Origin of the sequence: Kitasatospora sp. NPDC005856, assembly GCF_040629945.1 — a bacterium.
Classification (GTDB): domain Bacteria; phylum Actinomycetota; class Actinomycetes; order Streptomycetales; family Streptomycetaceae; genus Kitasatospora.
Window position 1 is genome coordinate 64,116 of the sequence record NZ_JBEXWT010000041.1, and the last position, 14,035, is coordinate 78,150.

The 14,035-nt window shown below is 72.0% G+C and carries 14 protein-coding genes and 2 tRNA genes; 7 read left to right on the top strand and 9 right to left on the bottom strand.

The window, feature by feature from the left end; all coding sequences use genetic code 11:
• The first annotated feature begins 65 nt into the window (after window positions 1–65).
• Window positions 66–965 carry a phosphoribosylaminoimidazolesuccinocarboxamide synthase gene (locus ABZ449_RS23990; protein ID WP_360349349.1) on the top strand — a complete coding sequence of 300 codons (900 nt, stop codon included), beginning with the start codon at window positions 66–68 and terminating at the stop codon, window positions 963–965.
• 29 nt (window positions 966–994) lie between these two features.
• On the opposite strand, the gene ABZ449_RS23995 is transcribed toward ABZ449_RS23990, so the two are convergent.
• The 7 genes from ABZ449_RS23995 to ABZ449_RS24025 all read right to left on the bottom strand — a co-directional run bounded on the left by ABZ449_RS23995 (window position 995) and on the right by ABZ449_RS24025 (window position 5,677).
• Window positions 995–1,618, bottom strand: a complete 624-nt coding sequence (locus tag ABZ449_RS23995; protein ID WP_360349352.1) for a response regulator transcription factor — start codon at window positions 1,616–1,618, stop codon at window positions 995–997.
• A gap of 15 nt (window positions 1,619–1,633) precedes the next feature.
• Complete coding sequence (locus ABZ449_RS24000; RefSeq protein ID WP_360349354.1) at window positions 1,634–2,863, bottom strand: histidine kinase; 1,230 nt, start codon at window positions 2,861–2,863, stop codon at window positions 1,634–1,636.
• Between the two features lie 123 nt (window positions 2,864–2,986).
• A complete protein-coding gene (locus ABZ449_RS24005; protein WP_360349357.1) occupies window positions 2,987–3,823 on the bottom strand; it encodes an ABC transporter permease in 837 nt (278 codons plus the stop codon).
• Window positions 3,820–4,827 (bottom strand): ABC transporter ATP-binding protein, encoded by a 1,008-nt coding sequence (locus ABZ449_RS24010; RefSeq protein ID WP_360349360.1) that lies wholly within the window; start codon window positions 4,825–4,827, stop codon window positions 3,820–3,822. Before ABZ449_RS24010 ends, ABZ449_RS24005 begins: the two co-directional genes overlap by 4 nt.
• Window positions 4,828–5,031: 204 nt before the next feature.
• A tRNA-Gly gene (locus ABZ449_RS24015) sits at window positions 5,032–5,104 on the bottom strand.
• Window positions 5,105–5,143: 39 nt separating this feature from the next.
• Window positions 5,144–5,216, bottom strand: a tRNA-Gly gene (locus ABZ449_RS24020).
• A gap of 143 nt (window positions 5,217–5,359) precedes the next feature.
• Entirely contained in the window at window positions 5,360–5,677 is a 318-nt protein-coding gene (locus tag ABZ449_RS24025) for an Lsr2 family protein (RefSeq protein WP_030056585.1), read from the bottom strand.
• 465 nt (window positions 5,678–6,142) lie between these two features.
• Here ABZ449_RS24025 and purS point away from each other — a divergent pair, with 465 nt between their 5' ends.
• The 4 genes from purS (at window position 6,143) to ABZ449_RS24045 (ending at window position 10,209) form a co-directional block, all read left to right on the top strand.
• The gene (gene purS / locus ABZ449_RS24030) at window positions 6,143–6,397 is read left to right on the top strand and encodes a phosphoribosylformylglycinamidine synthase subunit PurS (RefSeq protein ID WP_049654013.1); all 255 of its coding nucleotides are present in this window, start codon (window positions 6,143–6,145) and stop codon (window positions 6,395–6,397) included.
• On the top strand, window positions 6,394–7,071 hold the full coding sequence (gene purQ / locus ABZ449_RS24035; protein ID WP_360349363.1) for a phosphoribosylformylglycinamidine synthase subunit PurQ: 678 nt from the start codon (window positions 6,394–6,396) through the stop codon (window positions 7,069–7,071). Before purS ends, purQ begins: the two co-directional genes overlap by 4 nt.
• On the top strand, window positions 7,071–9,326 hold the full coding sequence (gene purL, locus ABZ449_RS24040) for a phosphoribosylformylglycinamidine synthase subunit PurL (protein ID WP_360349366.1): 2,256 nt from the start codon (window positions 7,071–7,073) through the stop codon (window positions 9,324–9,326). Before purQ ends, purL begins: the two co-directional genes overlap by 1 nt.
• A 67-nt stretch (window positions 9,327–9,393) precedes the next feature.
• Complete coding sequence (locus tag ABZ449_RS24045) at window positions 9,394–10,209, top strand: sterol carrier family protein (protein ID WP_360349368.1); 816 nt, start codon at window positions 9,394–9,396, stop codon at window positions 10,207–10,209.
• 91 nt (window positions 10,210–10,300) lie between these two features.
• On the opposite strand, the gene ABZ449_RS24050 is transcribed toward ABZ449_RS24045, so the two are convergent.
• On the bottom strand, window positions 10,301–11,107 hold the full coding sequence (locus ABZ449_RS24050) for a DUF3152 domain-containing protein (RefSeq protein WP_360349371.1): 807 nt from the start codon (window positions 11,105–11,107) through the stop codon (window positions 10,301–10,303).
• 218 nt (window positions 11,108–11,325) lie between these two features.
• Between ABZ449_RS24050 and ABZ449_RS24055 the strand changes: the two genes are divergently transcribed.
• A complete protein-coding gene (locus ABZ449_RS24055; RefSeq protein ID WP_049659647.1) occupies window positions 11,326–11,745 on the top strand; it encodes a DUF3151 domain-containing protein in 420 nt (139 codons plus the stop codon).
• Between the two features lie 134 nt (window positions 11,746–11,879).
• Here ABZ449_RS24055 and fbaA read toward each other — a convergent pair whose 3' ends face one another.
• Window positions 11,880–12,902, bottom strand: coding sequence for a class II fructose-bisphosphate aldolase (gene fbaA / locus ABZ449_RS24060; protein WP_360349374.1), 1,023 nt, complete (start codon window positions 12,900–12,902; stop codon window positions 11,880–11,882).
• A 365-nt stretch (window positions 12,903–13,267) separates the two neighbouring features.
• On the opposite strand from fbaA, the gene ABZ449_RS24065 reads away from it, so the two are divergent.
• Entirely contained in the window at window positions 13,268–13,987 is a 720-nt protein-coding gene (locus tag ABZ449_RS24065) for a VTT domain-containing protein (protein WP_360349377.1), read from the top strand.
• Window positions 13,988–14,035: the final 48 nt, after the last annotated feature.

The window sequence follows — 14,035 nt, forward strand, 5'->3', positions numbered from 1 at the left end:
GGGGGCAGTGACCTCCCCTTTCGCCGTGCCCCACGCCCGCGAACGACCCCTGAGGACTGAACACCTTGAGCGGATTTGTCACCAAGCCCGAGCCGGTCCAGGTACCCGGCCTGGTCCACCTGCACACCGGCAAGGTGCGCGACCTCTACCGCACCGAGTCGGGTGAACTGGTCATGGTGGCCAGCGACCGGACGTCCGCCCACGACTGGGTGCTGCCGAACGAGATCCCGGACAAGGGCCGCATCCTCACCCAGCTGTCGCTGTGGTGGTTCGAGCGGGTCGCCGACATCGTCCCCAACCACGTGATCTCCACCGAGGTCCCGGCCGGTGCCCCGGCCGACTGGAAGGGCCGCACGCTGGTCTGCCGCAGCCTGGAGATGGTCCCGGTCGAGGCGGTCGCCCGCGGCTACCTGGCCGGCTCCGGCCTGGCCGAGTACCAGGAGAGCCGCACGGTCTGCGGCATCGCGCTGCCGGAGGGCCTGGAGAACAGCTCCGAGCTGCCCGCCCCGATCTACACCCCGGCGCTCAAGGCCGAGGTCGGCGAGCACGACGAGAACGTCTCCTACGAGGAGACCGCCCGCCGCATCGGCGCCGACCTCGCCGCCCAGCTGCGCCGCACCACCCTGGACGTCTACGCCCGGGCCCGGGACATCGCCCGCGACCGCGGCATCATCCTGGCCGACACCAAGTTCGAGTTCGGCCTGCTGGACGGCGAGCTGGTGATCGGCGACGAGGTGCTCACCCCGGACTCCTCCCGCTACTGGCCCGCCGACGAGTACCGGCCGGGCCGCTCGCAGTCGTCCTTCGACAAGCAGCTGATCCGCGACTGGCTGGTCTCCCCGGCCTCCGGCTGGGACCGCCACAGCGAGCAGCCGCCGCCGGCGCTGCCGACCGAGATCGTCGAGCGCACCCGCGCCAAGTACATCGAGGTGTACGAGCGGCTGACCGGCACCACCTGGGCCTGAGCCCGGGACGACCGCCCGCGGGCGCGGCCTCAGATCCAGCCGTGCTCGCGGGCGATCCGCACCGCCGCGTGGCGGTTCTCCGCGCCCAGCTTGGTGGCCGCCGCGGACAGGTAGTTGCGCACGGTGCCCGGGGAGAGCGAGGCCCGCTCGGCGATCCCGGCGATGGAGGTGCCGTCCGCGGCCAGCTCCAGGACGTCCGTCTCGCGCGGGGTCAGCGGGCTCTCCCCGGCGCTGATCGCGTCCGCCGCCAGCTCGGGGTCCACGTACCGGCCGCCGGAGCGCACGGTGCGGATGATGCCGGCCAGGTCCGCCGCCGAGACGGTCTTCGGCAGGAAGCCGCGCACCCCGACCTCCAGCGCCCGCTTCAGGTAGCCCGGGCGGCCGTGGCCGGTGACGATCATGCAGCGGCAGTCCGGCAGCAGCAGGCGCAGCTGGTCGGCCACCTCGATGCCGTCCCTGCCCGGCATCTGGAGGTCCAGCACCGCGACGTCCGGGCGGTGCGCCGCCGCCATCGCCAGCGCCTCCGTACCGGAGCCGGCCTGGGCGACCACCTCGATGTCGTCCTCCAGCGAGAGCAGCGCGGCCAGCGCGCCCCGGATCAGGTGCTCGTCGTCGGCGAGCAGGACGCGGACGGGCGCGGCGTTCTCGGTCATCGGGTGGTCCTCTTCTCAGCCGGGCAGCGGGACGGTGGCGAGCATCCGGAAGACGCCCGCCTCGGCGGGCGGCACGGTCAGTTCGCCGTCGTGGGCGGAGAGTCGCTCGCGCAGTCCGCGCAGCCCGGTGCCGCTGCCCTGGGACGGGAACGGGACGTCGGGCACCCCGTCATTCTCCAGCTCCAGCACGGCCCGTCCGTCCTCGGTCCGCAGCCGGATCAGGCAGCGGCCGGCCTCGCTGTGCCGCAGCACGTTGGTGGTGGCCTCGCGGATCACCCAGCCGAACACCGACTGGACCGGCACGGGCAGCTCGTCGGCGTGCTCGCCGAGGTCGATCTCGCAGGCGACGTCGGCCGAGCGCAGCACCGCGCGGGCGCCGATCGCCTCGGCGTGGAGGTCGGCGGTGCGGTAGCCGCGGACGACGTCCCGGACCTCGCGCTGCGACTCCTGGGCGATCCTCTGCACCTCGGCCATCTGGTCGGCGGCCTCCTCGCGGCCCCGGCGGGCGAGCTGGACGGCGAGCTCGCTCTTCAGCGCGATGGTGGTGAGGTTGCGGCCCATCACGTCGTGCAGGTCGCGGGAGAAGCGCAGCCGTTCCTCGGCGACGGCCAGCCGGGACTGCGCCTCGCGGGCGGCGTCCAGCTCCCAGACCACCGAGGTCAGCCAGGCGAAGCTGCGGCAGGTCCCGCCGAGGATGGGCAGCATGACCAGGGCGCCGATCAGCAGGCCGGCGGCACCGGCGGCGCCGTACCCGGCCAGCACCATCGCCGGGGCCACCAGCAGGAGCGCGCCGAGGGCGGCCAGCGCCGACCGGGCGATCGACAGCCCGATGGACGCCGGTCCGTAGGCGACGGCGAGCAGGAGGACCGAGACCGTGGCGGGGAACGCCGCCCCGCGCGCACCGTCCGCCGCACCGGCGTCCGGCCCGAGCAGCAGGACGGCCCAGGAGCCGGCCACCGCGAACGCTCCGTTGACGGCCAGCCAGCGCAGGTGGTCGGTGGGGCGCTTCAGGTAGTGGTCGAGCGAGGTGCGGCAGGCCCGCATGCCCAGGAGCGTCGAGGCGAGGGCGACCAGCAGGGCGATCCGGACCGTTCCGACGGAGCCCGGCAGATCGGCACGGGCCCCGGCCGAGAGCAGCGTGATCGGGAGCAGCAGCAGCGGCAGCGAGTAGAGCGACCAGCGGAAGTACAGCTCGGTGCGCCGGGGTTTGCTCAGGCTCGTCCAGCTGCGAAGCGGTGACCGCATTCTCAATTCTTCCGCCCCCAGTTCGACCACGATCCTGCTTGCTGCCTTCATATCAGAGGTCAACCCGGGGACGGTCCTTCGGATCGCTGTTCGTTGCCCAGCCGTGAGGCTCAGCGACGCGGCTCAGCGGCGCGGCTCCCAGCGGAAGTAGCGCACCGCGCCCCAGACCGCCAGACCGAGCCAGATCGTCCCGGTGACCAGGTGCGAGCCGGCGGCTCCCCAGGAGCCGGCGAAGCCGGTCGCGGCGGCCGAGCCGTCGGTGCCGAACCAGCCGATGCGGATCAGCTGGAAGGCCGGGGTGGTCGGCAGCAGTCGGCAGATGTCGGCCAGCTGCCCGGGCATGACCTCCAGCGGGACGAACAGGCCGGAGCCGAGCTGCATCACCAGCATGATCGGCAGGGTGGTGATGCCCGCGCTCTCCACGGTCTTGGTGAAGGCGCTGGACAGCGCGGCCAGGGCGATCATGGTGGCCAGCGCCAGCAGCAGGCCGACCAGCATCAGCACCGGGTTGACCGGCACGGCCAGGTGCAGGCCGAGGCTGCCGCCGATCCCGATCAGGGCGGCCATCATCAGGCCCAGCGCGAGCGAGGGGACGGCGGTGCCGAGCAGGATCTCGATGTCCCGGGCCTCACCGGTGCGCAGCCGCTTGAGGACCAGCTCACCGCGCCGCCCGACGTACGCGGCGGTCAGGTTGTAGTACACGACGAAGGCCAGGATCATCCCGACCGAGCCGTAGATCAGCAGCGAGTCGACGTCCAGCCCGGGGTTGGACTCGGCCTGCTTCGCGAGCGTGCCCTGCAGGGTGACGATCAGCAGCAGCGGCAGCACCAGGGCGGTGAACAGGGCCGTGCGGTTGCGCAGCAGCAGGGTGGCCTCGGCCCGGCCGAGGGCGAGCAGCCGGCGGACGGTGGTGCTCTGCGGGCCGGTGGCGGTGGCGGTGGGGGCGGCGGCGGTGGTCATCGGGCGGATCCGATCAGGCGGCGGCGGGCGGGGCGGGCGGCGGCGGGCGCCTGCGGGGGGTCCTGGTGGGCGGCCTCGGAGGCGATCGCGAGGAAGGCCTCCTCCAGCGAGGCGCTGCGGGCGTCCAGGGCGCCGAGCACGATCCCGTGGTGCCGGGCCCAGCCGAGCAGATCGGTGAGGGTGTCCTGGAGCCCGAGGGTCTGCACGGTGACCCTGCGGCCGTCGAGGGTGAGTTCGGCCCCGGCCAGGACGGGCAGCGCCGCCCCGTCGAACTCGGGGAGCTCGAAGCTGATCCGGGAGGGCCGGCCGGCGATCACCTCGGCGACGGTGCCGGAGGTGACGACCCGGCCGCCGTGCATGATGGCCAGCCGGTCGGCGAGCTCCTCGGCCTCCTCCAGGTAGTGCGTGGTGAGCAGCACCGTGGTGCCCCGGGCGCGCAGCTCGCGGACCAGCTGCCAGACGGCGGCGCGCGCCTCGGGGTCGAGGCCGGTGCTGGGCTCGTCCAGGAAGAGCACCTCGGGGCGGCCGAGCAGGGCCATCGCGAGGTCCAGCCGGCGCTTCTCGCCGCCGGACAGCTGCTTGACCCGGACGTTCGCGCGGTGGCCGAGGCCGACCAGCTCCAGCGCCTCCGCCACCGGGCGGGCGCCGCTGGTCATCCCGGCCCAGACGCGGCCGGTCTCGGCGGCGGTGAGCTCGCCGGGGAAGCCGCCCTCCTGGAGCATGATGCCGATCCGCGGGCGGACGGCGGCGCGCTCCTGGAAGGGGTCCCGGCCGAGCACCCGGACGGTGCCGTCGCTGGGCGCGGCCATGCCCTCGATGACCTCCATGGTGGAGGTCTTGCCGGCCCCGTTGGTGCCGAGCAGGGCGAACAGCTCGCCGCGGCGGACGGTCAGGTCCACGCCGCGCACGGCGTGGTACCCGGTGCTGCCCCCGCCGTAGCGGCGGTGCAGGTCGGTGACCTCGATCACGTCTTCGCTGGGGCGGGAGGCCCGGCTCGTTTCCATGCCCCAAGCCTTCCGCCGACCGGGCCGTGCGGGCAGTGCGCGCCGTCATGACATCGCGGTGCGGATGCACGGGTCGGCGATGACAAATGTCATGGCCGATATGCCGAGGGGCCGATTTGCCGGCGGGATCGACAAGCCGGCGGGACCGACATGTCGGGGGGAATGCCGAAGGGCCCCCTCATCCGAGGGGGCCCTTCGTATCGGAGCGGACGACGAGATTCGAACTCGCGACCCTCACCTTGGCAAGGTGATGCTCTACCAACTGAGCCACGTCCGCAGGTCAAACTATTGAGTTGTGCTGTGCTCGCGCACTGCGAGCGGACGACGAGATTCGAACTCGCGACCCTCACCTTGGCAAGGTGATGCTCTACCAACTGAGCCACGTCCGCACGGTGCCTGGTGGGGCACCCGCCGCCTCTTCGGATCTCTCCGTTGCGGCGACGAGGAATACTCTACAGCATCTTTCGGGGTGGTCGCCCCACCCTTTCGGTCCGGGCGGGCGGGGCGACCTGGGAGCGGACTCCCGCGGGGCTCAGTTCGCCTCGGCGAACGCCTCGTACACGTGCTTGGGGATGCGGCCGCGGGCCGGCAGCTCCATCCCGCGGGACAGGGCCCAGGCGCGGACGGCGGCCGGGTCCGGGGTGAGGGCGGTGCGGCGGAAGGACTTTCCGGTGCGGCTCTGGCGGCGGCCGGCGGCGACGAACGGAGCGAGGGCCTCCCGCAGCTTTTCCGCGTTGTCCACGGACAGGTCGATCTCGTACGACTTCCCGTCGACGCCGAAGTGGACGGTTTCCGCGGCGGCGCCGCCGTCCAGGTCGTCGGAGAGCGTGACAACTACACGCTGTGCCATGGGTGTCAATCCTCTCGGGCAATTCGGCCGCCGGTCCGAGGGGGTACCGGGGCCTGATGTGCACCAACTCGCGCAAGCGCGAACGGGCGGGCCGGGTGGCTCGCCTGATACGCAGCACTTGCCGCGACAGGTGGCCCTATTCTGCACCCGAAGGGGGCAGAAATCGAAGAGTCCGGCATTCTTTTCCGGATATTCACGTCTCTTCGCGGGGCTCCTTGATACCGGTGTGCGGGACGGGCGGATCTGTCCCCAAGTGCCGTATTCGGGTGTTCTCCGGACGGTGGCGTTCCGAGTGCCGAATCCACGGAAACCGGTCGGACCGGGCGGCGGGGGAGGGGTCCGGATCCCTTGCGGCGTAAGGGTCTCGGGTCTACGCGCGTCGCTATCCCCGGCCAGCAATCCTGCCCGAAACCACCGGTAGTCTGGAGTTCCCCCGCCTCACCGAAGACACCACCGGGAGTGCCAGTGGCACGCGTCGTAGTCGACGTCATGCTCAAGCCGGAGATCCTCGACCCCCAGGGACAGGCGGTGCAGCGTGCACTGCCCCGCCTCGGATTCACCGGGATCGCCGACGTCCGCCAGGGCAAGCGTTTCGAGCTGGATGTGGAGGGCCCGGTCGACGACGCGGCGCTCGCCCGTATCCGCGAAGCCGCCGAGACCTTTCTCGCCAACACCGTGATCGAGGACTTCACCGTCCGGGTCGAGGAGGAGGGCAAGTGACCACCCGCGTCGGCGTCGTCACTTTCCCCGGCTCCCTCGACGACCGCGACGCCCAGCGGGCGGTCCGCCTCGCCGGCGCCGAGCCGGTCGCCCTCTGGCACCGTGACAAGGATCTCCACCAGGTCGACGCCGTCGTCCTGCCCGGCGGATTCAGTTACGGCGACTATCTGCGCTGCGGTGCGATCTCGCGCTTCTCGCCGGTGATGGAGACCGTCATCGAGCAGGCGAAGCTCGGAATGCCGGTGCTCGGTATCTGCAACGGCTTCCAGGTGCTCTGCGAATCGCACCTGCTGCCCGGTGCGCTCACCCGGAACGACTCGCTGCACTTCATCTGCCGCGACCAGAAGCTGCGGATCGAGAACGCCGGCACCGCCTGGACCCGGGATTACTCGGCGGGCCAGGAAATCGTCGTCCCGCTGAAGAACGGCGAGGGCCGCTTCGTCGCCGAGGAGCGGGTGCTGGACGCACTGGAGGCGGAGGGCCGGGTCGTCGCCCGTTACCTGGACGTCAACCCGAACGGTTCGTACCGCGACATCGCCGGCATCACCAACGCCGCCGGCAATGTCGTCGGCCTGATGCCGCACCCGGAGCACGCCGTGGAGTCGCTCACCGGTCCGACCACCGAGGGCCTGGGCTTCTTCACTTCCGTCCTGAAGCAGCTGGTGAACGCCTGATGAGCCTCGACACCGTCAAGAACGCCGAGCAGACCCCGGACGCCGCCCAGCCCTGGGCCGAACTCGGCCTCAAGGAGGACGAGTACGCGCGCATCCGGGAGATCCTCGGCCGCCGCCCGACCGGCGCCGAACTCGCGATGTACTCGGTCATGTGGTCGGAGCACTGTTCGTACAAGAGCAGCAAGGTCCACCTGAAGCAGTTCGGCGAGAAGAAGCCGGATTCGGACGCGATGCTCGTCGGCATCGGCGAGAACGCCGGCGTCGTCGACGTCGGCCAGGGCTACGCGGTCACCTTCAAGGTCGAGTCGCACAACCACCCCTCGTACATCGAGCCCTACCAGGGCGCGGCCACCGGCATCGGCGGCATCGTGCGCGACATCCTGGCGATGGGCGCCCGCCCGGTCGCCGTGATGGACCCGCTGCGCTTCGGTGCGGCCGACCACCCGGACACCCGGCGCGTGCTGCCCGGGATCGTCGCGGGCATCGGCGGCTACGGCAACTGCCTGGGCCTGCCGAACATCGGCGGCGAGGTCGTCTTCGACTCCTGCTACCAGGGCAACCCGCTGGTCAACGCGCTGTGCGTGGGCGTCATGAAGCACGAGGACATCCACCTCGCGCAGGCCTCCGGCGCCGGCAACAAGGTCATCCTGTACGGAGCCCGCACCGGCGGCGACGGCATCGGCGGCGTCTCGGTGCTCGCCTCCGAGACCTTCGACGACACCAAGCCGGCCAAGCGCCCGGCCGTCCAGGTCGGCGACCCGTTCCAGGAGAAGCTCCTGATCGAGTGCACCCTGGAGATCTTCCGGGAGAAGCTCGTCAAGGGCATCCAGGACCTCGGCGGCGCCGGTCTGTCCTGCGCCACCAGCGAGCTGGCCTCGGCCGGCTCCGGCGGCATGCGGATCGAGCTCGACACCGTGCACCTGCGCGACCACACGCTCTCGCCGGAGGAGATCCTCATGAGCGAGTCGCAGGAGCGCATGTGCGCGATCGTGGAGCCCGACAAGGTCGACCGCTTCCTGGAGATCTGCGAGAAGTGGGACGTCATCGCCAACGTCATCGGTGAGGTGACCGACGGCGAGCGCCTGGAGATCTTCTGGCACGGCGAGCTCGTGGTGGACGTCCCGCCGCGCACCGTCGCCCACGAGGGCCCGACCTACCAGCGCCCGTACGCCCGCCCGAGCTGGCAGGACGCGCTGCAGGCCGACGCCCCGACCGCCGAGCGGCTGGCCCGCCCGACCACCGGCGAGGGCCTCAAGGCCGATCTGCTGAAGGTCGCGAGCCACCCGAACCAGGCCTCCAAGTCCTGGATCACCGACCAGTACGACCGGTACGTGCTCGGCAACACCGTGCTCTCGCACGGCGAGGACTCGGGCATGATCCGGATCGACGACGAGACCAACCTCGGTGTCTCGGTCGCCACCGACGGCAACGGCCGGTTCGCCAAGCTGGACCCGTACACCGGCGCCCAGCTGGCCCTGGCCGAGGCGTACCGCAACGTCGCGGCCGGCGGTGCCAAGCCGCTCGCGGTCTCCGACTGCCTCAACTTCGGCTCCCCCGAGGACCCGGACGTGATGTGGCAGTTCGCCGAGGCCACCCGCGGCCTGGCCGACGCCTGCCTGGTGCTCGGTACCCCGGTCACCGGCGGAAACGTCTCGCTGTACAACCAGACCGGCGAGGTCGCCATCCACCCGACCCCGGTGGTCGCGGTGCTCGGCGTCATCGACGACGTCACCCGGCGCACCCCGGCCGCCTTCGCCGAGGAGGGGCAGCTGCTCTACCTGCTCGGCGACACGGCGGACGAGCTCGGCGGCTCGGCCTGGTCACAGGCCGTCCACGACCACCTCGGCGGCCTGCCGCCCAAGGTGGACCTGGAGCGCGAGCGGCTGCTCGGCGAGATCCTGATCGCCGCCTCGCGCGACGGCATGATCGACGCCGCGCACGACCTCTCCGACGGCGGTCTCGGCCAGGCGCTGGTGGAGAGCTGCCTCAAGGGCGGCCACGGCGCGCGGATCATCGTGCCCGAGGGCACGGACCCGTTCGTCCTCCTGTTCTCGGAGTCGGCCGGCCGCGCCGTCGTGGCGGTGCCGCGCAGCGAGGAGCTCCGGTTCAACGACATGTGCACCGCGCGTGGCCTGCCGGCCACCCGGATCGGTGTCGTCGACGGTGAGAGCCTGGACGTCCAGGGCCAGTTCAGCGTCTCGCTGGCGGAGCTGAAGGACGCTCACACCGGTGTCATCGAGGCCCTGCTGGGCTGACACGCGTTTCAGGAGGGGCGGACGGTTCTCTGGTGAACTGCCCGCCCCTCGGCGTATGTTGACGCCCATGTCTGCCAAGTCCCGTACGTATCAGCCGCAAAAGGTGAGCGCCGCACTGGTGGCGCAGAGCGAGGCGGTGCGCGAGGTCGTGCACCGACTGACGGAGTCCGATCTGGAGCGGCCGACCCGGCTCGGCTCCTGGCGGGTGCGAGAGCTGGTGACCCACGTGAGCCTGGCGCTGAGCCAGCTGCTGCCCGTGCTGGACGCGCCGGAGGTGGACGGGCCGACGCTGCCGCTGGCCGAGTACGCGGCGCTGGCCGGGACGATGGCCGAGTTCGTCGACACCGTGACCACCGAGAAGGCGGCGGGCGGGTTCTCCGGCCCGGCCGCGGAGCTGGCCGCCACGTTCGACCAGTCGCTGGACGCCGTACGGGGCGTGCTCGACAAGCTGGCCGACGCGGAGCCGGACCGGCGGGTCACCTTCCTGACCGGTCACCCGATGCTCCTGACCGACTACCTGGTGAGCCGGCTGGTCGAGGCCGTGGTGCACGCCGACGACCTGGCCGACGCGCTCGGCCTGGACGCCTTCCCGCACGACCCGCAGGCCCTCGCCGCCGTCTCCCGGATGCTGGCCGACGCCCTCGCCGGGCAGGTGCCCGGCGGTGCCGTCGAGCTGCGGGTCCCCCCGTACGCGGTGGTCCAGGCCGTGCCGGGGCCGAAGCACACCCGGGGCACCCCGCCCAACGTGGTGGAGACCGACCCGCTGACCTGGATCCGGCTGGCCACCGGCCGGGCCGACTGGGCGGCGGCGGTGGAGGCGGCCGAGGTGTCCGCCTCGGGCGAGCGCAGCGATCTGCGGGAGTACCTGCCGGTGCTGCGGTAGCACCGGCCGCGGCGGAGCCGCCCGGCCGGGGTCTCGGTGGTCCTGCCCCGAGGCCCCGGCCGGCGGTGTCCCGTTCTCTCCGGCGCGGGTGCTACGGCACGGACGGTCCGCCGATGTAGCCGCCCTGCGCCGAGTACGGCCAGGCGTTGGGCGTGCAGCCCTTGAGGCCGTAGATCTGCTGCATCATCGCGGGGGCGGGCTTGCCCTCGCCCGGGCAGCCCTCGTGCCCGTGGCCGATCCGGTGGCCCACCTCGTGGTTGACGATCAGCGCCCGGTACTCCTCCAGCGGCCCGCTGAACTGCGGTGAACCGGTGTTCCAGCGCTTGGAGTTGACGAGCACCTGGTTGCCGACGTTGCAGTTGACCTCGCCGTGGGTGTCCAGGCCGGAGGCACCGCAGATCCGGTCCACGGTGGCCGGTGAGGCGATCTTCACGGCGAAGTCGTACGGGCCGTCGGCGACCAGCTGGAAGCCGTTCTTGCGGTCGTTGGTCCAGCCGCGCTTGTCGCCGAGGATGGCGTGGATCTGCCCGGCGGCCGTCGGGGCGTCGATGCCGATGCCGTCCTCGACCTCGACCCGGTAGCGGCGCACGTTGCCGTGCCCGACCGGCTTGGCGGTGGCCGGCGCGACGGTGAAGGTGCCCGCGCCCTTGGTGGGGCCGGGGTCCGGCGCGGCGGGGGCGGGCGGTGCGGCCGGCGTCGGCGGCTGCGCGGGCGGCGGGGTGTCGGCCGGGGCGGGCGGGGCCTGCTGCGGCGTCGGCGCCGCCGTGGCGGCCTGCTCGGCCGGCGGGGCGACCCTCGCCTGGGTGGTCGGGGCGGCGGCCGGGGTCCCCGTGGGGCGGTTCAGCATGATCGCCGTGGCGCCCAGTACCAGCACCGAGACCACCAGTGCCGTGAGCATGCCAGGACCGGGTCCGCGTCGCGGCCGGCGGCGTCGGCGACCGCCCTTCCGGGGCGGTGCGGTGCGCCGGCCGACGGATCGGGCTGCGGACATGATCTTCACACTGGCAGGCGAACGGGTGAATGTCCACACGCCTCGTCGGCGACGCAGGGCGTCGTGGGGCGGGCCCGTCCGGGACGGCGGTTGACCCCTGCGTCTCGGGTGGCAGACTTCAGGGCATGGCGATTCACAGGAATCTTCTCGACGGTCCCGAACCGACCCTCCTCCCCGAGGAGGAGCGGCCCTACCGGATGCTGGCGGAGGAGTCGGCCTCCCCCACCCAGGTCGCGGCCGAGTTCCCGGTCTTCTGCCTGGCCTGGGCCATGCTCGCCGACGACGCCTACGCGGCCGGCCGGTACGTCGAGTCGTACGCCTACGCCCGTACCGGCTACCACCGTGGCCTGGACGCGCTGCGGCGCAACGGATGGAAGGGCCACGGCCCGGTGCCGTGGGAGCACCGCGGCAACCGCGGCTTCCTGCGCTGCCTGGCGGCGCTCGCCCGGGCGGCCGGCGCGATCAAGGAGACCGAGGAGGAGGCCCGCTGCTGGCAGTTCCTGAAGGACAGCAGCGCGGAGGCGTACGCGGAGCTCAAGCAGTAGACATCCCCCCGACGTGCGGGTGCCCCCGGCGGTCTCCGCCGGGGGCACCCGTGTGTCACGCTCGGGGCGCGGGCCTCACGTCGTGGGGCGCGGCCTCATGCGGGGCGCGGACCTCACGTCGTGGGGCGCGGGCCTCACTTCAGGCGCTTGCCCGCCGAACGCAGCTGCTCGGCGGCCTCGACCACGCGGGCGGCCATGCCGGCCTCGGCCAGCTTGCCCCAGGTGCGCGGGTCGTAGGTGTTCTTCTTGCCGACCTCGCCGTCGACCTTCAGCACGCCGTCGTAGTTGGCGAACATGTGGCCGGCCACCGGGCGGGTGAAGGCGTACTGGGTGTCGGTGTCCAGGTTCATCTTCACGACGCCGTTCTCCAGCGCGGTGGCGATCTCCTCGGCGGTCGAGCCCGAGCCGCCGTGGAAGACGAAGTCGAACGGGTCGGCCTTGCCGTACTGCTTGCCGATCGCGTCCTGGAGCTCGCGCAGCAGCTCCGGCTTCAGCACGACGTTGCCCGGCTTGTACACGCCGTGCACGTTGCCGAAGGAGGCGGCCAGCAGGTAGCGGCCCTTCTCGCCCAGGCCCAGCGCCTCGGCGGTGCGCACGGCGTCGTTGACGGTGGTGTACAGCTCGTCGTTGATCTCGTGGGTGACGCCGTCCTCCTCGCCACCGGTCGGGGTGATCTCGACCTCGAGGATGATCTTGGCGGCGGCGGCCTGGGCCAGCAGCTCCTGGGCGATGGCCAGGTTGTCGGACAGGGTCTCGGCCGAGCCGTCCCACATGTGCGACTGGAACAGCGGGTTCTCGCCGCGGGCCACGCGCTCGGCGGAGACCGCCAGCAGCGGGCGGACGTAGCCGTCCAGCTTGTCCTTCGGGCAGTGGTCGGTGTGCAGCGCGACGGTGACGTCGTACTTGGCGGCGACGATGTGGGCGAACTCGGCGAGCGCGACGGCGCCGGTCACCATGTCCTTGTTGTGCTGGCCGCCCAGGAACTCCGCGCCACCGGTCGAGATCTGGATGATGCCGTCGCTCTCGGCCTCGGCGAAACCGCGCAGCGCGGCGTGCAGGGTCTGCGAGGACGTGACGTTGATGGCCGGGTAGGCGAACTTGCCCGCCTTGGCCCGGTCGAGCATCTCGTTGTAGACCTCGGGAGTTGCGATGGGCATGCGATCCGCTCCTGTCGGGTTGCGGCGTACGGACGGTGCTGTCCGACGCTGTGTACGCCTTCGTGACGACTCCGTGCCGGCCCGCCGTCGCGCGGCGTTGCGGTGTGGCTCTCCGGCACCAAGGTTCGCGGCGGCCTCCGCGGTACGGCCATGAGGGTGGTGTGCCGCCGCGGACCGGACGCCTGTGCCATCTTCCCAGACTCGTGCCCGCAGGTCAGCAGGAGCCCGCCATGCGGACCGTCGCACGGCACGGGCGCACGGCGGTCGCGGGCGGCTCCGGCGGGGGCCGGGAGCGGCCCCCGCCGGGCACCGCCCGCACGGGTACGCCCGCTTCGCCGGCAAGGTGCGACCGCTATCCTGCGCCCGTGGACTACAACCAGCTGGCCGTCAACCTGCTCGACGCCAAATCCCTGATCTCGTCCCTCGGCGCCATCGGGCTGATCGCGATCATCTTCGCGGAGACCGGCCTGCTGGTCGGCTTCTTCTTCCCGGGCGACTCGCTGCTGATCCTCGCGGGCGTCGCCGCCTCGAACGCCGCCTCCTCGGTGCTCGGCGACGGCGCCAAGCTGCCGATCGGCGTCCTGCTGATCGGCGCCCCGATCGCGGCGATCGCCGGAGCCCAGCTCGGGCACCTGATCGGCGCCAAGGTCGGGCCGAAGATGTTCGACAAGCCCGATTCGAAGATCTTCCGCCGCGAGTACGTGGTGAAGGCGGAGGAGTACTTCAACAAGTTCGGCTCCGGCAAGGCCGTCGTGCTGGCCCGCTTCATGCCGATCATCCGCACCTTCCTGAACCCGGTCGCCGGCACCCTGGAGATGCCCGCCCGGACGTTCTTCCTCTGGAACGTGATCGGCGGCGTGCTGTGGACCGAGTCCATGCTGCTGATCGGCTACTTCTTCGGCGACGCGCTCGCCCCGGTGATCGACAAGTACCTGATCCCGGCGGTGCTGCTGATCGTCCTGCTGTCGATCTCGCCGATCCTGGTCGAGGTCATGCGGGAGCGGAAGAAGAAGAAGGCCGGCGGCGCCGCGGCCGTCGACGAGGACCAGGCCCAGGCCGGCAGCGGCCGGCACCGTCGGGGCTGAGCGCCCGGCGCGGACACGGCCGAGGGCCGGTGCTGTTTCACGTGAAAC

Bases quoted from the DNA above. Each gene is read 5' to 3' on its own strand.
- ABZ449_RS23995 (WP_360349352.1), bottom strand. From the start codon at position 1,618: ATGACCGAGAACGCCGCGCCCGTCCGCGTCCTGCTCGCCGACGACGAG.
- ABZ449_RS24000 (WP_360349354.1), bottom strand. From the start codon at position 2,863: ATGCGGTCACCGCTTCGCAGCTGGACGAGCCTGAGCAAACCCCGGCGC.
- ABZ449_RS24005 (WP_360349357.1), bottom strand. From the start codon at position 3,823: ATGACCACCGCCGCCGCCCCCACCGCCACCGCCACCGGCCCGCAGAGC.
- ABZ449_RS24010 (WP_360349360.1), bottom strand. From the start codon at position 4,827: ATGGAAACGAGCCGGGCCTCCCGCCCCAGCGAAGACGTGATCGAGGTC.
- ABZ449_RS24025 (WP_030056585.1), bottom strand. From the start codon at position 5,677: ATGGCACAGCGTGTAGTTGTCACGCTCTCCGACGACCTGGACGGCGGC.
- purL (WP_360349366.1), top strand. From the start codon at position 7,071: ATGAGCCTCGACACCGTCAAGAACGCCGAGCAGACCCCGGACGCCGCC.
- ABZ449_RS24045 (WP_360349368.1), top strand. From the start codon at position 9,394: ATGTCTGCCAAGTCCCGTACGTATCAGCCGCAAAAGGTGAGCGCCGCA.
- ABZ449_RS24050 (WP_360349371.1), bottom strand. From the start codon at position 11,107: ATGCTCACGGCACTGGTGGTCTCGGTGCTGGTACTGGGCGCCACGGCG.
- ABZ449_RS24055 (WP_049659647.1), top strand. From the start codon at position 11,326: ATGGCGATTCACAGGAATCTTCTCGACGGTCCCGAACCGACCCTCCTC.
- fbaA (WP_360349374.1), bottom strand. From the start codon at position 12,902: ATGCCCATCGCAACTCCCGAGGTCTACAACGAGATGCTCGACCGGGCC.